This is a genomic window from Thermosynechococcus sp. QS41 (genome assembly GCF_031583515.1).
Taxonomy (GTDB): domain Bacteria; phylum Cyanobacteriota; class Cyanobacteriia; order Thermosynechococcales; family Thermosynechococcaceae; genus Thermosynechococcus.
Genome location: NZ_CP134181.1, coordinates 955,484 through 976,127, shown reverse-complemented (window position 1 = coordinate 976,127; position 20,644 = coordinate 955,484). Strand labels below are relative to the sequence as shown.

Here is a 20,644-nt window from a genome sequence, read left to right as displayed (position 1 = left end):
TCTAGTTAGCCTTCAGAGAGGATGCTGGGGCGAATTTTATCTCCGTCCCGCAGGGGCCGACCCGAACGGACGACATAGCGATCGCCAGCATTCAAACCACTGAGGATTTCCACTTTGCCCTCCCGCCGTTGGCCCAGGGTGACCTGCCGCTCCTGCACGCGATCGCCAACCACCACAAAAACGCTGCCTTGCCGTGAGGATAGTTGCCCCTCCTCAAAACCACTGAGGGCGGATTGCGGAATCATCAAGCGCGGCGCATTCGCTCCTTGGAAGGCCACCCGTGCCAGTAAACCACTGCCCAGGCGTTCATCGGCATTGTCAATCACGACTTCCACAGGAATCAGACGGGCAGCGGCGGCGGCAGGTGAAATTCGCGTAATCCGTCCTTCATAGGTGCGGTTGGGCACGGCATCAAACGTCACTGTTGCCCCTTGGCCGGGAGCTAATCTCGCTAATTCCCGTTCCGAGACTTCCACAACAACTTTGAGTTGACGAATATCGCCAAGGCGAAGAACTTCTCCCCCCGGTTGCAGTAGGTTGCCCACTTCTGTCAGTCGCTCTAGCACCACGCCATTGAGGGGCGATCGCAGGAGGGCTTGATTCAACCGTGCCCGTGCCTGTTGGACAAAGGCGATTTGGGCTTGCACCCGACCTTGGGCAACGGCCACCCCCTGTTGGGCGGTCACCACCTCTGCTTCACGAGACCGCAGTACCTGCCGTGCTGTTTGCGCCGTTGTGCGTGCCTGTTCCGCTGCTTGTGCTGAGACGGCACCATCCCGCAGCAGGGTTTCAAGGCGGCGGGCGTCACTTTCCGCCTGTTGGAGGGTAAGACGGGCTTCTTCGACGGCTGTACGGGCGCGATTGACGGCGGCTTTGGCTTGGATCACCTCGTTGCGACGGGCAGCCAGTTCTGCCTCTGCTGCAAAGACGGCATTTTTGAGGACAACGGGATCCACCTCCGCCAACAGTTGCCCCGCTTGCACGCGATCGCCCACATCTACACTCAGGTGAAGAACTTGTCCCTCCACCTGCGATCGCACCATCACTTCACGGTAGGGGCGAGTGGTACCTGTCAGGGTTGAGCCTGTTTCCAGCCGTTCCAAGCGTGCCACCGCCACATCAGCAGTAACCCCTTCACTCTCCGGACGCGCGACTGCCGGTGATTCTAAGCGATTTATTGCCGACTGGCATCCCCCCAAGAGCACCGCGATCGCGATCGCCCCCAGCCATTGTTGTTTCGCCATCATCTGTCTATTTATCTTCCCAACTGCTGCCGATAGCCTATCACACCGTCCCCAACTGCATCAGTAACACCTCCCAGACAAGGCGAGGCTGAACGTACTGCTGCAAATACTGACGGGCACGCTCCAATTGCTGAAGCATAGACACCTTCTGCGGGAACGATCCCCCTTGCCAAATTTGCTGCTGCATTAGACCGAGGAGCCAGAGCTGTCGTTCCACATCAAGGGATTGGCTAATATCTCGTGCCAATTCCAAAGCAGTTTGTAAAGGGAGGGGTGTGGTCAGTTGTTTGCCGAGGTGGCGGAACGGCTCAGGAATCTCTCGCCATGTTTGCCACGCTTGCAGAACTGCTCCTGGGGAGCCAGCTCCTAGGTCAAAGAGGGCGGGGCTAACCTCCTGCCAAAATTCAGGGGGGGCGACCTGTCGCAGGACCTGTTCGAGATCGGAACGGTTGAGGGGATAGAAGGGAATTTTCTGACAACGGGAAACTATCGTATTCAAGAGTGCTGACGGACTGGGAGCAATGAGAATCAACGTGGCACGCCCCGGTTCTTCGAGGGTTTTTAGCAGGGCATTGGCGGCGGCTTCGTTCATGGTTTCAGCTTGGGTCAAGACCACTAGCGATCGCGACGCACGCATCGGCGGTTGGCTGAGGTGACGGCTGAGTTGGCGAATTTGCTCTAGACGAATCTGGGGGGCACTGCGGGGAATCTCCTTCTCAGCGGCGAGGAGTTGGCGACGGGTGTAGAGCGTCCCTTGGACACTGTAGGTGGGTTCAATCCAGAGGACATCCGGGTGGTTGCTGAGATCACTGGCCTCGTTGAGAATTGCTTGCAGAAAACAGCGGGCAGTGAGGGCACGGCCTACCCCTTCAGGTCCAACAAAGAGATAGGCGGGGGCGAGTCGCTGGCGATCGAGGGCATGGGTCAAGAGTTGCACAGCGGTTGGCTGACCAATGACGGAGCGAAACCAATTCATGGTTTGGGGAAATGGGCTGCAACATAGGCAATGGCACTGGGGCGATCGCTGACAAGGCCATCAAGCATTGCCGATCGCAGGGCAAGGAGAATTTGCCGTAACTGCGGTCCGCGAGGATAGCCCAACTGTTGCAGATCATGGCCATTTAGGGGCGGCTTTTGCAATCGCCAATGCCAGAGATACTCCCGCAATAGGGCGACATCCCCTAAATCGGCTGCGCTACCTTTTGCCTGCTGTACTGCGGCCAAAAGCACAATGACGGGTAGGGGCTGACGCTCTAAAAATTCACAGTAGCGACTGCGCTGTTGCTGGCTCTGCCGCAATCTCTGCCACTCCTGTTGGCATTGAGGAAAAGTGTCCAGCCACTCACAGATGTGCTCCCCCAGTTGCAGTTGACGGGCGATCGCCCCCGCCGTGGGGACAGTCACAATCAAGGCCAAGAGTTCTAGCTCCCACAGGGGAAAGGTTTGCCACTCTCGCCGCTCAGGCACTTCTGGCCACCACTCCCAAACCAATTTCAAGCGCACCTTGGCCGCCTGATCAAACCTCACTTGGCGATCTAAACACTCAAGGGCACCCAATTCCGCGAGTAACGTCAAGGCACGCTCACCGCCAAAGTGTTCCGTTGGCGCAAGGGGCAGTTCAAGGATGTGGCGCAGTTCATTGCGCAGCCGACTTTGCAGGGAAGGCCGTTTTGAGGTGGGGCGATCGCGGGTGGCAAAGACACCGCTGGTGAGGGCATATTCAATGTACTGGCGGGTTTGCGGCTCTAGGTCAAAGCCAAGGCGCACAGCAAAGCGCACGGCTCGAAAAATCCGCGTCGGGTCTTCAATAAAACTATTGGGGTGGAGCACCCGAATCAGTCGTCGCTGCAAATCCTCCCGTCCGCCAAAAAAATCAAGGACTTCCCCATGGCGCGGTGGTGTTAGGCGCATGGCTAGGGCATTGATGGTAAAATCGCGGCGGTAGAGATCTTGGCGAATCGAACTGGCAGCCACTTCCGGATGCGCGGCTGGATAGGGATAAAACTCACTGCGGGCGGTGGCAATATCCACAGCAAACCCGGCTAAGGGCAAGGCCTTCGGCCAGTGAAGTGCAGCGGTTTGAAACTGACCGTAGATCTGTAAATCGGTCTCTGGGTAGAGGTCATGGAGCGCTTGTGCCAAATGCACGCCAGCAGCTTCCTCCTGTTGCACCCCATCCACCACCAAATCAAACTCCCGTGTCGGTAAATGGTGATTTCCTTGGGCGATCGCCAGCAGCAGATCCCGCACTGCGCCACCCACAAGGTATAGTTGCCAGCCGCGTTCCTTGGCGATCGCTGCCGCCCGTTGTAGTAGTGTCCACAGTTGCTCCGGCAGCCGTTGTTGCAGTGCCTCGTAAAGATTTAGGGTTGGCAAGGGGCAGACCGTTTCCGTTTCGCGGCTGAGGGCATAGAGGTGGCGCAGCACATCGGTACGGGTGACAATTCCCACAAGATCACCTTGCTTATTCACCACTGGTAATCGCCCAATATCGTACTGCACCATTAGGGCTTGAATCTCTGGCAGTGGCGTTGTCGGGGAAACCGTGCGCACCGGTGCTTTCATGTATCCTTTGACCGGGGCATGGGCAAAGCCGTGGTGCAGCGCTACATCCAAATCTCGCCGTGAAATAATCCCCAGCAATTCCCCTGCAGCACTCACCACCGACAGACCAGAGTGGCCATAGCGCAGCAAGACGCGGTGGGCATCGGCAATGGGGGTTTCTGGACGTACTGTTCGTACGGGTGAGGACATGAGTTCTGCCGCTGTTGGCGGATGGGGAATCTGTGCTTGAAGCGCTGTAAATATCTCTTTGAGCACCGCCTCTGGCTGGTCTGTGGTCATCGTCACTGCGGCGGCTTGGGCATGGCCACCCCCGCCAAGGGGAGCCAGCAAATGGGCAACATTGACATTGGGAATTTGGCTGCGGGCAATAATGGCGAGATGATGTTGGCGATAGCTATGCCCCAGAAGAATGGCATCGCATTCACTGAGATCCGCCAATTGGGTGATTAACCGCGAGAGGCCGGGGAGATACTCCGCCGTGTGCAGCAGCACCCAGCCCAGCCGATAGCCCTGATAAACTACTTGCTGGAGATTTGCCCATGCTTGGCGTAGATAAGGTTGCAGGTCTGCACTCAAGCCAGCCTCGGAATAGGTGGCGATCGCCCGCTGATTGGCGCCTTGGCTCAACAGCCATGCCAAGGCCTGCACATCCCGCACCGTGGTTTGCTCAAAGGTCAAGGAACCCGTATCGGCGTGAATCCCTAGGGCAAGAACCGTTGCTTCTGTGGGTGTGAGGGGAATCTCTGCGGTCTGCAACTGCTCGCAAATGATAGTACTGGTGGCTCCAACGGGTTCTAACCATTGCTGCTGGGAGACAATATCCCCCGTCATCTCCAAATGGTGATCGTACAGGCCAATTTGGACTTGGGGTTGATCCAGCCATCCTGCGGCTTGCCCCAATTGGCGACGCCACTGCGTATCCACCACCCAAATCTGGCGCAATTGACTGGGGTCAACGGCTCTTGCTTCAATGAGGGGATATTCATCGCGATGGTAGGCCAAAAACTCCCCCACCTTGGGATGGGTTCCCCCAGTCAAGACAATTTTGGTTCCCGGATAAAGGCGTGTGACACCGACGGCTGCCCCAAGGGTGTCAAAATCAGCAATTTGATGACAAAGGACAACATCCATCAAAGATTCCGCAAGGGGATTGCAATCATAGCGTAGCTTAGTGGCCTAGGCAATAAATGAGTACAAAAATTAGTGTTAAGTATTTTAGTACAGGAAGGGAATCAGTTTCTTCACCCTTTGCCGATACGTGGCATAGTCCTTAAACTTGGCCAACAGCCACTGTTCCTCCTGAGCGGCCTTGTGGTCAAAGAAGATAAAGAGGGCGATCGCCCCCAGCCCGTGGGAAAGACTCATTTGCCATACACCATAGGCCAAGGCCAAAAAGATCACACTGCTATAGATCGGATGGCGCACCCAACCATAAACCCCCGTGGTCACTAACTGACTGTCCTCCTTGGGATGGGGTAGGGGCGTCAAGTTGTTCCCTAGGTGAAACAAGCCAGCAATGCCTAGACCAAGGCCAATCAGACCCAAGCCAAGGGTCAATCCTAGGCGCACCACCAAGGGCAGGCTAACCACTCGGACCACTGGCAAGAGAATAAAGCCGATACTGAGTACCGTTTGGCCAATGACCCAAAATTCTCCCCGTTGATTGCGCCACCAGTCTTTGCTGAAGCCCCACTCCTGCAGTTTATTCACCTTGGTTGCCGCTGTTGGTGGATATCTTCAATTCTAGCGATCGCGCGCTCATTCCACAGGGGGCAACAATTTTGTGGCTTTCGCACTGGCCTTTTTCGCCTTCGTCTGGCCACTTCCCAGTTTACCCAAGGATTCTTGGAGTGTGCCCATCGGGCAAATCGCGCACCATGCCCGCTGATTAAAGATCACCCCCAAGAGAATCGCAACAATGGAGGTGACGACGCACATATTGACAAAGAGGCCACCCACCGCCACCCAGTTGCCCCATGCCAATGTCATGCGAAGGGCAAAAACCGTCATGATGAAGCTAAACACCGCCCAGCGAAAACTTTGTTTTTTGAAGAGTTTGGGATAGGGACGGTGGGGACTAAAGTGATAAAGCACAATGTCTAGGAACGCGCCACGCGGGCAGAGGTTGCCACACCAATAGCGGCTGCGAAAATAGGCCAGCACAGGAATACCCAGCATCATGGCCAGCATGAGGTACCCCAACCAAGGATACCAGAGGCCACCGATCGCAATTAGAAAAAATAGCCAAATCATTGCCCACTGACTGGGCTTGCCCCTCAACGATCGCTTCATAACCTGCCTAGTCGTATAGTCTTATATGACTATAGAGTTATTTGGTAGAAAAAATCAAGGCCTAGATGCAGTGTCTTCATGACTCTTTACGTTGCTCAAGGCAATAGCTAGCCGTGCCGCTCTAGGGCCAATTGCACCAAGCGATGGACTAATTCCGGAAAGGGCACACCACTCGCCGCCCACAGTTGGGGGTACATACTCAAGGCGGTAAACCCCGGTAGGGTATTCACTTCATTAATCAGGATTTCGCCAGTGCTGGGTACATAGAAAAAATCAAAGCGGGCAAGGCCAGCGGCATCAAGGGCTTGAAAGGCCTGTAGGGACATCGTGCGGATCTGCTCACTCACCGCTGGGGGAATCTCCGCAGGAATATGGAGTTGAGCGCGGCCATCGGTGTATTTGGTTTCGTAGTCATAGAACTCGCTGCTGTAGGTAATCTCCCCCACCACCGAAGCTTGGGGTTTATCATTGCCGAGCACCGCGCACTCTAGCTCACGGGCAACCACACCCGCTTCCACAATGATGCGGCGATCCAGTTCGGCAGCAGCCTCAAGGGCAGTTGTCAGTTGTTGGCGATTTTTGGCCTTGGAGATGCCCACGGAGGAGCCAAGGTTGGCAGGTTTGACAAAGCAGGGATAGCCCAATTCGGTTTCAATGCGATCGCACAAATGGTTGTAACGACAGGGATCCGACCACAGGTCACTGCGCTGAAGGGCTACGTAGCGCACTTGGGGTAAGCCCACAGCCCCAAAGACCGTTTTCATCAAGATTTTGTCCATACCAATGGCCGAGGCAGCCACCCCCGAACCCACGTAGGGGCGTTGCATCAATTGCAGCAGGCCTTGCATCGTACCATCTTCACCATTGGGGCCGTGGAGAATCGGGAACCAAACATCAATGGTTTCGGCAACCGCAGGAAACTGCCACAGGGAGTCCTCTGGTGCTGCGCCCTCGGGGATGCCAACATGGTCTGTGGAGCGCCAGCGGCCATCTTTTTGGATGTAGATCGGAATCACTTCATAGCGATCGCGATTGTCGCCCTCGGTAAAGGCTTGGGCGATCGCTGCCGCCGAGACCACCGAAACTTCATGCTCCCGTGAGCGACCTCCAAACAATAGCCCGACCCGCAGACGACCCATAGGACAAACCCGTGTGAATGTGACGGTTTCTTGGTACGATTTTCAAGGATTATACAAAGTTTGGGAGTTGCTATGGACGTGGGGCAAAAAGTGCGCGTCTGTCGAATTCGCGATCGCGTCGCCCAAGACATCATTCAAAAACTCGGCCAAGTGGGTCAAATTACTGGTTTTAAGATGACCGATGGCAGTGGGGTTGGCGTCATTGTCACCTTTGACGATCGCTCCAGCACTTGGTTTTTTGAGGACGAAATTGAAGTCGTCGGCTAATTCCTGCCCTGCCGCCTTTTTCACAGCAACTGAGCGGGGTCAATAAGACCTCAGATTTGGATCCCACTGAATCCGATAGAAAAAGGCTGCATTAGTGGTACGTTGTATTGTGGTGCGCTTGCACCAAACGCTGCATTCCACTTTCAGTCTCGATCGTTGTGCCCCTTGGGGAGCGATCGCCCTCTGAAAAAACGCAAATGAATTTACCTAGACAGTAGGCAAACGTCCATGGTCATATCAGCAGAACGAACCAATGTAGGCTTTATTACTCAGGTCATTGGCCCTGTCGTTGACATTGAATTTCCCAGCGGCAAAATGCCCGCCATTTACAACGCCCTGCGGATTCAAGGCAAAAACGAGGCCGGCTTAGACGTGGCTGTAACCTGTGAAGTGCAACAACTCCTTGGCGATAACCGCGTCCGTGCCGTTGCCATGAGCAGCACCGATGGCTTAGTGCGGGGAATGGAAGCCGTAGATACCGGTGCCCCCATCAGCGTGCCCGTAGGGACAGCCACCCTTGGTCGCATCTTCAACGTGCTGGGTGAACCCGTGGACGAAAAAGGCGCTGTCAGTGCCACTGAAACCCTGCCCATTCACCGTCCTGCTCCCAGCTTTACGCAACTGGAAACCAAGCCCTCGGTGTTTGAAACGGGCATCAAGGTGATTGACCTGCTCACCCCCTATCGCCGTGGCGGTAAAATTGGCCTCTTTGGCGGTGCGGGCGTCGGCAAAACCGTGATCATGATGGAACTGATCAACAACATTGCGACCCAACACGGTGGAGTGTCGGTGTTTGCTGGCGTGGGCGAACGTACCCGCGAAGGCAATGACCTCTACAACGAAATGATTGAATCGGGCGTGATCGACAAAAACGATCCCAGCAAATCTAAAATCGCCCTTGTGTACGGTCAAATGAACGAACCCCCCGGCGCACGGATGCGTGTGGGTCTGTCGGGGCTGACGATGGCCGAATACTTCCGCGATGTCAATAAGCAGGATGTGCTGCTGTTTATTGATAACATCTTCCGCTTTGTGCAAGCCGGTTCTGAGGTGTCGGCGCTACTCGGTCGGATGCCCTCTGCGGTGGGATACCAGCCCACCCTCGGTACCGATGTGGGTGCCCTACAAGAGCGGATTACCTCGACCACGGAAGGTTCGATTACTTCGATTCAAGCGGTCTATGTGCCTGCGGACGACCTGACTGACCCTGCTCCGGCCACGACCTTTGCCCACTTGGATGGAACAACAGTGCTCTCCCGTGGTCTAGCCGCAAAAGGGATTTACCCCGCTGTGGATCCCCTTGGCTCCACCTCCAACATGTTACAGCCGGACATTGTGGGTCAGGAGCACTATCAAACGGCACGGGCGGTGCAAGCGACCCTTCAGCGCTACAAAGAGCTGCAGGACATTATCGCCATTTTGGGTCTCGATGAACTCTCAGAGGAAGACCGTCTAACCGTGGCGCGGGCACGCAAAATTGAGCGCTTCCTGTCTCAGCCCTTCTTTGTGGCGGAAGTGTTCACCGGTGCCCCCGGCAAATACGTCACCCTCGAAGAAACCATCAAAGGCTTCCAGATGATCCTCAGCGGTGAGCTGGATGATCTGCCCGAACAAGCCTTCTACATGGTGGGCAATATCGAAGAAGCCAAAGCTAAGGCTGAAAAACTCAAAGCCTAGGTTTCACAGGTGTCCATACAGGGTGGGGCAACCCGCCCTTTGATCATTGAGTGGCAAGGGAAGCGTTATGGTGATGACCGTCCGGGTAATTGCACCCGATAAAACCGTTTGGGATGCCCCCGCTGAGGAAGTGATTTTGCCCAGCACAACGGGGCAATTGGGTATTCTCTCAAATCATGCCCCTCTCTTAACCGCCTTGGAAACGGGCGTGATGCGGGTGCGCCAAGACCGCGAATGGGTGGCGATCGCCCTCATGGGGGGCTTTGCCGAAGTTGAAAACAACGAAGTGACCATTCTTGTCAACGGTGCTGAGCGCGGGGACACAATTGACCTCGAAAAAGCCAAGGCCGAATTTGCTGAAGCACAGGCCGCCCTCGCTAAAGCCGAACAGGGGGAATCTAAACAGGCTAAAATTCAAGCCACCCAAGCCTTTCGTCGTGCCCGTGCTCGCTTGCAGGCCGCAGGGGGCGTGGTCGAGATTTAGGTTCTTTCCCTGATTTGCTGAACTGCAATTGCTCCCCCTAGGGGGAGTTTTTTGTTTAACTGGCTTCCTCCGTTTGCTGCCGCAGGTAGGCTTGGATAAAGGGATCGAGGTCACCATCCATGACCTCTTGAATGGCTGTCGTTTCCACCTCCGTGCGCAGGTCTTTGACCAGTTGATAGGGATGGAAGACATAGTTGCGAATTTGGTTGCCCCAAGCCGCTTCAACAGCATCACCGCGAATATCAGCAATTTCCTTGGCCTTTTGTTCTTGGGCAATGACTAATAGCTTGGCCTTGAGAATGGCAAGGGCTTTTTCCTTGTTTTGTAGTTGCGATCGCTCCTGCGTACAGCGGACGGCCAAGCCCGTTGGTTTATGGACAATGCGCACGGCTGTTTCCACCTTGTTGACGTTTTGTCCTCCCTTGCCGCCACTGCGAGAGGTGGTAATTTCTAAGTCGCTTTCGGGAATCTCTACCGTAACGGATTGATCCAGTTCGGGCATCACATCCACGCCGGCAAAGCTGGTTTGCCGTTTACCATTGGCATTAAAGGGAGAAATGCGCACCAGCCGATGGGTGCCCTTTTCAGAGCGCAGATAACCGTAGGCATAGCGCCCCCGAATTTCTAGGGTGGCTGACTTAATGCCCGCCTCCTCCCCCTCCGATAACTCGGCCAGATGGGTTTGGTAACCATGGCGCTCCGCCCAGCGGGTGTACATTCGCAGCAACATTTCTGCCCAATCCTGAGCATCAGTCCCGCCAGCACCAGCATTGATCGTGAGAATGGCGTTGTTTTTGTCGTAGGGGCCACTGAGGAGTTGTTCCAGTTCCCATCGACTCAACTGGGCGTCTAAATCCTTGAGCAGCGTAGTCGCCTCTGTCACCAGCCCTTCATCCGGCTCTAGCTCCAGCAGTTCCAGTGCCGTTTCCACGTGTTCAATCGTTTTTTGCCACTGCTGAAGTTGGTTGAGGGCGTCTTTGGCTTCGGTCAACTGTTGGAGTGTAACTTGGGCGATCGCTTGATCATTCCAGAAGTCTGGCTGAGCGGCGGTGTGCTCAAGGTCGTGAATCTTGGCGTTTAAGGCCGCCGGGTCAAAGATAGTCCTGGGTATGACCCAGGCGATCGCGCAACAAAGAAAAATCGCGTTTGAGTGTACTTAAATCAATCATTCTACGATGCAAAAGAGAGGAATTCTGTTGATATCTTATCAAAGGCTTGCCCGCTTCCTCACTGTAGCGTCGGGCATTTCTAGGCTAGCTTCGGGGTTGAGTGACCGAATGTTAAGCTTCTTACCCTTGCCCTGAGTCCCTTCCAAGTGTCACCATGATCGGTAGGTGAACTCTGGGGAATCTAACCTATGGCCATCAAGAACCCGCCCGAAGTACCCCGTAATCGCTGGATTGGTAATCTGCTTCTTTTCGTGGGGTTGGGATTTCTCCTATTGAACCTACTTTTCCCCCAACTTTTTGCCCCCCGTCCACCTCAGGTTCCCTACAGTATGTTTATCCATCAGGTGCAAGAGGGGAAAGTGGCGCGTGCCTATGTCAGCCAAAATGAAATTCTCTACCAATTAAAGCCAGAGGGAGATAAACCGCCCCAAGTACTAGCGACAACGCCAATCTTTGATCTGGAGCTACCGAAACTCCTACAGGAAAAAGGTGTTGAGTTTGCCGCTGCCCCCCCACCGCGCAACAGTTGGTTGTTGAATGTCTTGGGCTGGGTGATTCCGCCGATTGTGTTTGTGCTCATCTTTCAATTCTTTGCCAGTCGCCAAGCGGGCGGTGGTCCTCAGGGGGTTCTCTCCATCAGCAAAAGCCGCGCTAAGGTGTATGTCGAAGGTGCGAACACGGGCATCCGCTTTGATGATGTGGCTGGGGTTGAGGAAGCTAAGGCGGAGCTGGTCGAAATTGTTGATTTTCTGAAAAATCCCCAACGCTATATTCAAATTGGTGCCCGCATTCCCAAGGGGGTGCTGCTGGTGGGGCCACCGGGAACAGGGAAAACCCTGCTGGCCAAAGCTGTTGCTGGCGAAGCCAATGTCCCCTTCTTCTCCATTTCGGGTTCGGAGTTTGTCGAGCTATTTGTGGGTGTCGGGTCTGCCCGCGTACGGGATCTCTTTGAGCAGGCGAAAAAGCAAGCCCCCTGTATTGTCTTTATTGATGAGTTAGATGCCATTGGTAAGTCCCGTTCCAGTGCCGGTTTTTATGGCGGGAACGATGAGCGGGAGCAAACCCTCAACCAACTGCTCACAGAAATGGATGGCTTTGATGCTACGGGGGCAACGGTGATTGTCCTTGCGGCAACCAACCGCCCAGAAACCCTTGATCCGGCATTGCTGCGCCCTGGACGCTTTGACCGCCAAGTCTTGGTCGATCGCCCCGATTTGAGTGGTCGGGAGGCAATTTTGAAAATCCATGCCAAAAAGGTGAAACTGGCTCCTGAAGTGGATCTGCACGCGATCGCTGCCCGTACACCGGGGTTTGCTGGCGCAGACTTGGCCAACCTAGTCAATGAAGCAGCCCTACTGGCGGCGCGCAATCAACGGGAAGTGGTGACGCAGCAGGACTTTGCCGAAGCCATTGAACGCATCGTGGCTGGCCTTGAGAAAAAAAGCCGTGTCCTCAACGACAAGGAGAAGAAAATTGTCGCCTACCACGAAGTCGGTCATGCCCTTGTCGGCTGTGCGCTGCCGGGCAGTGGTCGGGTAGAGAAAATCTCGATTGTGCCCCGTGGCATGGCGGCTCTTGGTTACACATTGCAGTTGCCGACGGAGGATCGCTTCCTCCTTGATGAGCAAGAATTGCGCGCCCAAATTGCCACGTTGCTAGGGGGGCGATCGGCAGAGGAAATTGTCTTTGGCACGATCACAACTGGAGCCGCTAATGATCTACAACGGGCCACAGATTTGGCAGAGCGGATGGTGCGCAGCTACGGCATGAGCAAAGTCCTTGGTCCTCTTGCCTTTGAGCAACAGCAGGCGAGCTTTTTGACGAATAATGGCATGATGCTACGGGCAGTCAGTGAGGAAACCGCTCAAGCCATCGATCGCGAAGTCAAAGAAATTGTCGAGTCAGCTCACCAGCAGGCGCTCAGTATTCTTAAGGAGAACCGTGACCTTCTCGAAGCGATCGCCCAAAAACTCTTGGAAAAAGAAGTGATTGAGGGCGAAGAACTCCACGAACTACTGAGCCAAGTAAAAACCCCAACCGCTGCCTAACCAAGGGAGCTGCAAAACCGCCAAAAAAAAGACCAGCGGATTACTGGTCATTCAGTCCAATGTTTTTGTCTCAGAAGAGAAGTCAAGGCGTACACAAAGCGGTGAGGGCGATCAAAAAGCTGCACTGCCTTAGCTCCCCTTCTTCTTCCATGATAATGTAGCGAGAGTCACAAAAATTCACATATAAAATCTTTAGGCATTTCTACTCAAACCCATAACCGCAGGTAATCAGTTTAGCGGCCACCGACGGTAATGGCATCGACTTTAATGTGGGGTTGACCAACGGTGACGTAGATGCTGCCGCTAATCGAGCCACAGAAACCGGGGGCAAGGGCGAGATCGTTGGCAGACATTGAAATTCGCTGCATGATTTCCTTGGCTTCGCCAATCAGTGTGGCTCCCTTGAGGGGCTGTTTGATTTGGCCATGTTCAATCCAGTAGGCTTCCTCAACGGCAAAGTTAAATTGCCCTGTGGCACCGACACTACCGCCCCCCATGCGTTTGCAGTAAATGCCGCGATCAATGGAGGCAATTAAGTCCTCAACACGGTATTCACCGGGGGCAATGTAGGTATTGCGCATCCGCGAAGCGGCGGCATAGGTATAACTTTGGCGGCGGCCACTGCCCGTGCGAGGGTGCCCTGTGCGCATCGAACCCGCGCGATCGCTCAGGAAATTCTTAAGGATGCCATTTTCAATCAGCAACGTGCGCTGCGTCGGCATCCCCTCATCGTCCATATCAATACTGCCAAAGGCACCGCTGGTAATTCCCTCATCCCAAGCGGTCAAGTTTTCATGGGCAATTTTTTCGCCTTTTTTATCGGCAAAGGGGGTCGTACCGCGTTCAATTTGAGTGGTTTCCAAGAGGTGACCACAGGCTTCATGGAAGATCACCCCGCCAAATTGGTTGGCCATGATCACCGGGTAAGTACCCGATTCCACATAGTCAGCATAGAGCATTTTGCCCGCCGCTTCAGCAACGGTATCGGCCAACGTGGTGTAGTCCCACTGGCGCAAAAAGTCTGGATTACTGGTATCGCCATTGCGCTCACCAATGGAGGCGCGGTGCTCGCCATCCGCACAGAGAACAGAGGCCACTGCTGATTGGGTGAGGCGAATATCGCGACCAAAGGTGCCATCACTGGCGGCCACCATGACCTCTTGCCAATCGCGAAAATAACTGAGGCGGCGGGATTGCAGATGCTGGGTTTTCTGGCGCAGGCGATCGCTCCCCGCCAGCAGAATATCGGCCACTTCAGCAATAGAACTACAGGCGGCTAGCCAGCCTTCCTTGCGGCCTTGGGCATAGTCCCGCAGCAATTCAAGGTGGATTTCAGGCACGTAAGCTTGCGGACTGGGTAAGAGCAACCCCATTAAGCCCAGAGCCTTCTCTAAAGCTGCCTGCAACCCCTTAAAGCTGAGGTCATTGGTGCTCACGTAACAATCACTAGTACCGCGAAAAACGCGAATACCCGCCCCTAAACTCAAGCGAGGGGAGACACTCGTCAGGCGATCGTCCTCGACAAGAGTACTGAGGTAATGGTTGCGCTCAAGGAAAATCTCGACAAAATCAGCGCCAGCCGCCCGCCCAAGGCCAAGGAGGGTAGCGAGGGGAGATTCCCAAGAGCCATCAAAGCGATCGCCTTCGGGGGAATAGCTAAGGTGGGCAAGATCCGCAGAACGAAGTAGCGTGGCTGGCATTGTTAACAATCACTTAACATATCCCCACTATAGCAAATTCCCCCTCGCAGCCTAGTTTTCAGCTTTGGCTAAAAAGGAGAGGTGGTAAAGGGTATCCTTGGCGGGGTGGGCTTGCACCTCTTGGAGCACCACCGTTCCCTGCCACGGCAAATCGGGGATCGAAAGCTGGATCGGGGTTTTCTGGAGACGGGCATCCCGCACCAAAAATTCGGCGGCATGGGTATCCACCACCAAGGAAATCGAAGACTCAATCGTCGGGCCGTAGAGGACGGCAGGGGTTTTGCCCTCACGGCGTAGGGCATTGGGTTTAGCATCGGCAGGGCGTAGGTGCCCCTCAATAGCTAAGGAACGAGACATTGCTGCAACTCCAATTAAGATAAAACGGGATGGACTTGGGTACCATCATCCTTGAGGAGTGCCCGTTTCGGACCATGGATCGGATCCTCAACAATGATGGTTTGGCTGCGCTCTGCCCCCAACGAGACAATGGCGATGGGCACAGACATAATTTCAGCCAAAAACTTGAGATAGTTCAATGCCGCCTTGGGCAGATCATCAAGGGAGCGGCAATGACGGGTGGATTGCTGCCACCCCGGCAGGGTTTCATAGATGGGACGACAGCGGGCAAATTTGAGGGCATTGCTGGGGAAGTGTTCGCAGCGCTCACCGTCAATATCGTAGGCAACACAGACTTTGATCTCTGGCAGCTCATCGAGGACATCGAGCTTCGTAATTGCTAAGCAATCGAGACCATTGATGCGCACCGCATAACGGCCAATCACGGCATCAAACCAGCCACAGCGGCGGCGCCGTCCAGTTGTGGTACCAAATTCAGCACCGCGATCGCCCAAGAGTTCTCCCACCTCATCCAGTAATTCCGTTGGAAAAGGCCCTTCGCCGACCCGCGTGGTATAGGCTTTGGCCACACCAATGACGCGGTCAATCATCGTTGGACCAATCCCCGCCCCAACACAAGCACCCCCGGCCACAGGGTTTGAGGAGGTGACGTAGGGATAGGTGCCATGGTCAAGGTCTAAAAGAGTACCTTGGGCACCTTCAAAGAGAATGTTGCGCCGCCGGCGGATGGCATCATCCAGCACGAGGGAACCATCGACAATGTGCGATCGCAGGCGCTCACCGTAGGCACAGTACTCTTCAATGATCGGCTGCGGTTCAAGGGGCGCCAGTCCGTAGAGCTTTTCGAGGATCAAATTCTTTTGGGCGATCGCCCACTCCAGCTTGGCGGCCAACTGATCAGCATCCAGCAGATCCAGCATGCGAATCCCCGTGCGCTCCGATTTATCGGCATAGGTGGGGCCAATGCCGCGTCCTGTGGTACCAATGCGCCGTGAGCCACGCCGTTCCTCAGCAGCAATATCCAACTGGCGATGGTAGGGCATCGTCACATGGGCTGTTTCTGCAATCAGCAGATTCTCAGTGCTCACCCCCAACTGTTCCAGTTGTTCGAGTTCCTCAAGGAGCACCTTAGGATCCACCACCGTTCCCGCCCCAATGATGCACTGGGTATCGGGGTAGAGAATCCCTGACGGAATCAGGTGCAATTTTAGGGTCTGGTCTTTGACGACAATCGTGTGACCTGCATTGACACCGCCCTGATAGCGGACTACCACATCGGCAGACTTGCTCAGGAGATCGGTGATTTTACCCTTGCCTTCATCGCCCCACTGGGCACCAACAACGACGACGTTTGCCAAGTGATTTTCTTAACTCGTTAATTAACACAATCGTCTATTGTAACCCTTGGGGCAAATGCACACAAGCGCGCGATCGCAAAAATTTTGCCATTGCCCTGCCCGTCCTAGGGGCGATCGTGCTAACATAAGAAATGCTTTGAATGCCGATGTAGCTCAGTGGTAGAGCACTCGATTCGTAATCGAGCGGTCGTGAGTTCGAATCTCATCATCGGCTTGGCTCACCCATTTCCAATCGTCTGCGAGCAGGAACAGACTGTGTTTGCCTACCTCAGAGGAACTGTTGTTGCCCATCAATCGGAGGGGAGCCATCGCTCTGCCCTCATCCTAGAGGTGAATGGGGTCGGCTATCGCTTACTGGTCCCGTCCCATCTGTTGCGGCAGTACCCACCGAGTGCTGAGGTGGTGCAGATTTTTACCCATCTCAGTGTCCGTGAGGATCAGATGCTCCTCTATGGCTTTGCCTCGGCAGCGGAGCGGGATCTCTTTTTGCGTTTGATCCGTGTCAATGGGGTTGGGCCACAGATGGCGCTATCGTTGCTGGATACCCTACCTTTGCCAGAGCTAGTCCAAGCGATCGTCAGTGGCAATACCCGTCGTCTCAGCCGCGCGCCCGGAGTCGGCAATAAAACCGCTGAGCGCATTGCCTTGGAACTGAAAGCCGCCCTGAGTGCTTGGCGACAGGAAACGGGGTTAACAACGGCTCCCGCTGGCCTGCCCACGGAAGCGATGCGTGAAGAACTGGAGTTGACTCTTTTAGCCTTGGGTTATAGCGATCGCGAGATTGAAGCTGCCCTTACTGCCATCGGCCAAACGAGCACCCTCGCCAAGAATAGCGATCCAGAGGCATGGCTACGGGAAGCCATCACATGGCTAAGTGCCAATACCTAGGCCTTAGGATAAATAGAGACGACACCTAACCCTAGACTGCTATGGGGCAGCCAACCTTCATTGATCTATTTGCTGGCATCGGTGGCATGCGGCTCGGTTTTAGCCAAGCAGGTGGTTGCTGTGTTTTTAGCTCAGAGTGGAATAAGTTTGCCCAAATAACCTACGAAGCAAACTTTGGCGAAGTGCCAGCAGGAGACATTACTCAAATCCCCTCGGAGAGGATTCCTGACCATGACATATTATTAGCGGGTTTTCCCTGTCAGCCCTTTAGCATTGCGGGTGTCAGCAAGCACAATGCCCTAGGAATGAATCATGGTTTTCAGCACCCGACTCAAGGCAATCTATTTTTTGAAATTGCGAGGATCATCAACGATAAACGTCCTAGGGCTTTTTTGCTAGAAAATGTTAAAAATCTTCAAAGCCACGATCGCGGTAGAACCTTTCAAAGGATTCAAGAAATTCTAAATGATTTGGGATACTACATCTATTACCAAGTCATCAATGCTGTTCATTTTGTGCCCCAGCATCGAGAAAGAATTTTTATTGTGGGTTTTAGAGAACCCCTTGAATTTACATTTCCTCAGGTACCAATTCAGCAACATAGAGTTAGGGATATTCTGGAACCGTCAGTAGATGCTAAATATACGTTGAGCAATCATCTGTGGCAGTATTTGCAAAACTATGCTGAAAAGCATCGTGCCCGTGGTAATGGATTTGGCTATGGGCTAGTTGATTTAGAGGGATTAACCCGAACATTAAGCGCAAGGTATTACAAAGATGGCTCGGAAATCCTCATTCCCCAAGAAAACAAGAATCCCCGCCGCCTGACGCCAAGGGAATGTGCCCGCTTAATGGGGTTTCCCGACTCTTTCAAAATTGTGGTGAGTGATACAAGGGCATACCAGCAGTTTGGCAATTCAGTTGTGGTGCCGCTGGTGAAAGTTATTGCTGATGAGATATTAAAATCCCTAAAGCAGGGAAAATTATTAAAACAAACTAGGCAGCTTACGCTCTTTTAGTTCAGATATGTCATTCAAGGTTTTAAGCAAGCAGGAAAAGAAAGTTTTAAGAAAGATATGTTCAGGCAATAAGTATTACATGAAGCCTATTGTTAAGAGAATTAATCAATGGGTTGCTAGTCAGAAAAACATTAAGGAAGCATGGCTATTAGTGCTTAACCAGTTACACGACATCATACGAGCTTCTCAGATTGATGTGGAAATACTTTTAGATCAAAAGGTTCAACAGGGGAAAATAGAGAATAAAAATCAAGCAATAAAGAGCATTGCTGGCAATGCTTTTTCAAACGCCTTAATTTACATATTTCTTGTTAACAAGTGTTGCAAAAACATACCTGAATGGATGTTCATAACATCTCAGCTATCAAGTGTTCCAAATTTCAGGCAGTCAATTAATATCAATATCCAAAATGAAGTGCAAAAACCAGATATGGATATTGTGATTTATGCAAATAATAATATTAAGCAAAAACATACACCTGAAAGCTATATCATTTTGTCTCTTAAAACATCCTTAAGGGAAAGGGCGGCTCAAACTTATAAGTGGAAACTCCTAATGAAAGTTGCTCTACATAGCCCTGAATTATGCGAAAAATATAATATCTCCTATCGATCGTCAGTAGTTCCGATTATTTGCTTTGCAACAACAAACTTTTATAACGAAATTAATAACCCTCAGCAACGAGGAATGTTGAAATTCTTTGATCGGTCTTTTATCGCTAAGGAAATAATAGATTTTACAGAAGATGCGTTTATTTATCCTCTTTCTAACTTAATTCCATTTGCTATAGAAAAGCTGTCAAATCCCTATGTTCAGCTTAGTTTGTTTTAACCCGCAAATAAAAAAGGGGCAGTTTTATGCCCCCTAGTATCAGCAAACTATAGCGAACAATTTGAATCTCTAGGAAAACATCGGCAGGTGAGAATAGATGGCTGTCCACAGCGGACTCCAAGGCCCAAGGTTGAGTACTAGAGTTGCGATCGCCACGGTGCTGCTGAGCCATGTCAGCCATTGGGCGTAGATATTTGCTCCTTGCTTCTGTGTTTGCAGGTGTTCAACAGTTTGCTGAAGCTGCTCAACTTCTTGGTTAAGATCTGTAATCTCATGGCGTAGCCCGTCAATTTCACGATCGCGCTCGCTGACTGTGGCATGACAAGCCGCTAGTTCTGCCTCTTTTTCGCGACAGGTGGCTTCAATCGTGGTCAGAGAAGCGGTCAATGTCGCCGTTTGACTGGCGTATTCTTCTTCGAGGCTGCTACTGCGCTGGTAGGCGGTTTCTAGCTCTTGGCGATAGCGATCGCAATTGTCCCGTAGGGCTTTGTTTTCCGCTTGGCTAGTGTTGAGGGCATGCGTCAATTCCGCCACCTGTTGGCGATAGTCACTAACTTGAGTGTGTAGTTGCTGTTGTTGGTCTTCTAGCTCTTGGCGATAGCGATCGCAATTGTCCCGTAGGGCTTCGTTTTCCGCTTGGCTAGTGTTGAGGGCATGCGTCAATTCCACCACCTGTTGGCGATAGTCACTAACTTGAGTGTGTAGTTGCTGTTGTTGGTCTTCTAGCTCTTGACAGCGGTTTTGCAACCGTTCCACCTCTGAGCGCAATTGCTCAATTTCTTGGCGCTGGCGATCGCGCTCCTGTTCACTACGGCTGACCAGTTCCTTTAGCCCTTCGATGCGCTGGGCTTGTTCGCTGACAATTCGGTGCAGGCGATCGCACTCTTCCTTCAAACGTTGCACAGAACCCTTGTACTGCCGCTGTACCCAAGCCCGCAAAAACGATAGGCCAGAGATGGTAAATCCAATCAGGGCATAGGTGCCCACCAATATATGACCCGTGGCCGACATCTGTAACATATTGAACCCCTGAACTTCAGTTGAATGTCAATGAAAACGCCGCCATCCAGAATACAGCCCTTTTCCCAAGGATGGAACCCGCCCAAAACAGTCAAAGCCGCTGTCGGACAGGCCTCTATCTCTTTATCCTTTGGCGATCGCTCCCCTATGCAGGGGCACAGCGATAACTTTATGGGAATGCATGCAGAAACTTCTATTTCCTAGTCTAGCGAGGGAGAATGACCGCTGGGGCTAGCTTCTTGCCAGCATTGGTACAATAAGGGATGCACTTGAATTTGCAAGGGGAAGACCAATGACCGAGGCACCTGTATTGCCCATTCTATTGATGGGGATTGCGAACTTTTTGCAGATCTACTTAATTGTGCTGCTGATTCGGGTTCTGCTGTCGTGGTTTCCCAATATCAACTGGTACAATCCGCCCTTTTCGATTCTCAGTCAGTTAACGGATCCCTACCTGAATATCTTTCGTGGCCTGATTCCCCCCATCGGTGGCCTTGACTTTTCGCCGATTATTGCCTTCTTCCTCTTGCAATTTATTGTCCAACTCTTATCGGGGTTCTCCAGTAGCGCCACGTTCTTCTAAAC

General features: G+C 53.1%; 19 protein-coding genes and 1 tRNA gene. 9 read left to right on the top strand and 11 right to left on the bottom strand.

Features of this window, described 5'->3' with window-relative positions:
- Window positions 1-5: 5 nt before the first annotated feature.
- The 6 genes from RHJ80_RS04600 to RHJ80_RS04575 form a co-directional block, all read right to left on the bottom strand.
- A complete protein-coding gene (locus RHJ80_RS04600; RefSeq protein WP_310801561.1) occupies window positions 6-1,247 on the bottom strand; it encodes an efflux RND transporter periplasmic adaptor subunit in 1,242 nt (413 codons plus the stop codon).
- A gap of 37 nt (window positions 1,248-1,284) precedes the next feature.
- The gene (locus RHJ80_RS04595) at window positions 1,285-2,220 is read right to left on the bottom strand and encodes a DNA polymerase III subunit delta' (protein ID WP_302676660.1); all 936 of its coding nucleotides are present in this window, start codon (window positions 2,218-2,220) and stop codon (window positions 1,285-1,287) included.
- Complete coding sequence (locus RHJ80_RS04590) at window positions 2,217-4,940, bottom strand: CBS domain-containing protein (RefSeq protein WP_310801560.1); 2,724 nt, start codon at window positions 4,938-4,940, stop codon at window positions 2,217-2,219. The genes RHJ80_RS04595 and RHJ80_RS04590 overlap by 4 nt, the downstream gene beginning before the upstream one ends.
- 84 nt (window positions 4,941-5,024) lie before the next feature.
- Window positions 5,025-5,519 carry an isoprenylcysteine carboxylmethyltransferase family protein gene (locus tag RHJ80_RS04585; RefSeq protein ID WP_310801559.1) on the bottom strand — a complete coding sequence of 165 codons (495 nt, stop codon included), beginning with the start codon at window positions 5,517-5,519 and terminating at the stop codon, window positions 5,025-5,027.
- A gap of 48 nt (window positions 5,520-5,567) precedes the next feature.
- Window positions 5,568-6,101, bottom strand: a complete 534-nt coding sequence (locus RHJ80_RS04580; RefSeq protein WP_206201259.1) for a 4Fe-4S binding protein — start codon at window positions 6,099-6,101, stop codon at window positions 5,568-5,570.
- A 107-nt stretch (window positions 6,102-6,208) separates the two neighbouring features.
- The gene (locus tag RHJ80_RS04575) at window positions 6,209-7,240 is read right to left on the bottom strand and encodes a D-alanine--D-alanine ligase family protein (RefSeq protein ID WP_310743450.1); all 1,032 of its coding nucleotides are present in this window, start codon (window positions 7,238-7,240) and stop codon (window positions 6,209-6,211) included.
- Window positions 7,241-7,312: 72 nt separating this feature from the next.
- On the opposite strand from RHJ80_RS04575, the gene RHJ80_RS04570 reads away from it, so the two are divergent.
- The 3 genes from RHJ80_RS04570 (at window position 7,313) to atpC (ending at window position 9,668) form a co-directional block, all read left to right on the top strand.
- A complete protein-coding gene (locus tag RHJ80_RS04570) occupies window positions 7,313-7,507 on the top strand; it encodes a DUF2862 domain-containing protein (RefSeq protein WP_149817325.1) in 195 nt (64 codons plus the stop codon).
- 228 nt (window positions 7,508-7,735) lie between these two features.
- Window positions 7,736-9,184: a F0F1 ATP synthase subunit beta gene (gene atpD / locus RHJ80_RS04565; protein ID WP_149817323.1), complete on the top strand. Its 1,449-nt coding sequence runs from the start codon at window positions 7,736-7,738 to the stop codon at window positions 9,182-9,184.
- 67 nt (window positions 9,185-9,251) lie between these two features.
- Window positions 9,252-9,668, top strand: coding sequence for an ATP synthase F1 subunit epsilon (gene atpC / locus RHJ80_RS04560; protein ID WP_149817321.1), 417 nt, complete (start codon window positions 9,252-9,254; stop codon window positions 9,666-9,668).
- A gap of 55 nt (window positions 9,669-9,723) precedes the next feature.
- Here the strand turns inward: atpC and prfB are convergent.
- A protein-coding gene (gene prfB, locus RHJ80_RS04555) for a peptide chain release factor 2 (protein WP_206201256.1) occupies window positions 9,724-10,837 on the bottom strand; the annotation gives its coding sequence in 2 pieces (ribosomal slippage) (window positions 9,724-10,761 and window positions 10,763-10,837; 1,113 coding nt in all).
- A 188-nt stretch (window positions 10,838-11,025) separates the two neighbouring features.
- Between prfB and ftsH4 the strand changes: the two genes are divergently transcribed.
- A complete protein-coding gene (gene ftsH4, locus RHJ80_RS04550; protein WP_206201255.1) occupies window positions 11,026-12,885 on the top strand; it encodes an ATP-dependent zinc metalloprotease FtsH4 in 1,860 nt (619 codons plus the stop codon).
- Between the two features lie 233 nt (window positions 12,886-13,118).
- On the opposite strand, the gene RHJ80_RS04545 is transcribed toward ftsH4, so the two are convergent.
- From RHJ80_RS04545 to RHJ80_RS04535, 3 genes are read right to left on the bottom strand one after another with little or no spacing between them, the layout of a single operon-like run.
- On the bottom strand, window positions 13,119-14,585 hold the full coding sequence (locus RHJ80_RS04545) for a TldD/PmbA family protein (RefSeq protein WP_310801558.1): 1,467 nt from the start codon (window positions 14,583-14,585) through the stop codon (window positions 13,119-13,121).
- Window positions 14,586-14,636: 51 nt separating this feature from the next.
- The gene (rplY, locus tag RHJ80_RS04540) at window positions 14,637-14,942 is read right to left on the bottom strand and encodes a 50S ribosomal protein L25 (RefSeq protein ID WP_206201253.1); all 306 of its coding nucleotides are present in this window, start codon (window positions 14,940-14,942) and stop codon (window positions 14,637-14,639) included.
- Between the two features lie 14 nt (window positions 14,943-14,956).
- Window positions 14,957-16,300: an adenylosuccinate synthase gene (locus RHJ80_RS04535; RefSeq protein WP_149817309.1), complete on the bottom strand. Its 1,344-nt coding sequence runs from the start codon at window positions 16,298-16,300 to the stop codon at window positions 14,957-14,959.
- Window positions 16,301-16,442: 142 nt separating this feature from the next.
- Here RHJ80_RS04535 and RHJ80_RS04530 point away from each other — a divergent pair.
- The 4 genes from RHJ80_RS04530 (at window position 16,443) to RHJ80_RS04515 (ending at window position 19,039) form a co-directional block, all read left to right on the top strand.
- Window positions 16,443-16,514 (top strand) — tRNA-Thr (locus tag RHJ80_RS04530).
- Between the two features lie 41 nt (window positions 16,515-16,555).
- On the top strand, window positions 16,556-17,188 hold the full coding sequence (gene ruvA / locus RHJ80_RS04525) for a Holliday junction branch migration protein RuvA (protein WP_310453314.1): 633 nt from the start codon (window positions 16,556-16,558) through the stop codon (window positions 17,186-17,188).
- 41 nt (window positions 17,189-17,229) lie between these two features.
- Window positions 17,230-18,207: a DNA (cytosine-5-)-methyltransferase gene (gene dcm, locus RHJ80_RS04520; protein ID WP_310801557.1), complete on the top strand. Its 978-nt coding sequence runs from the start codon at window positions 17,230-17,232 to the stop codon at window positions 18,205-18,207.
- A 79-nt stretch (window positions 18,208-18,286) separates the two neighbouring features.
- The gene (locus RHJ80_RS04515; RefSeq protein WP_310801556.1) at window positions 18,287-19,039 is read left to right on the top strand and encodes a BsaWI family type II restriction enzyme; all 753 of its coding nucleotides are present in this window, start codon (window positions 18,287-18,289) and stop codon (window positions 19,037-19,039) included.
- 69 nt (window positions 19,040-19,108) lie between these two features.
- Here the strand turns inward: RHJ80_RS04515 and RHJ80_RS04510 are convergent, their stop codons facing one another.
- Window positions 19,109-20,059: a hypothetical protein gene (locus tag RHJ80_RS04510; protein WP_206201249.1), complete on the bottom strand. Its 951-nt coding sequence runs from the start codon at window positions 20,057-20,059 to the stop codon at window positions 19,109-19,111.
- 292 nt (window positions 20,060-20,351) lie between these two features.
- On the opposite strand from RHJ80_RS04510, the gene RHJ80_RS04505 reads away from it, so the two are divergent.
- Window positions 20,352-20,642 carry a YggT family protein gene (locus RHJ80_RS04505; RefSeq protein WP_149817300.1) on the top strand — a complete coding sequence of 97 codons (291 nt, stop codon included), beginning with the start codon at window positions 20,352-20,354 and terminating at the stop codon, window positions 20,640-20,642.
- Window positions 20,643-20,644 lie beyond the last annotated feature (2 nt).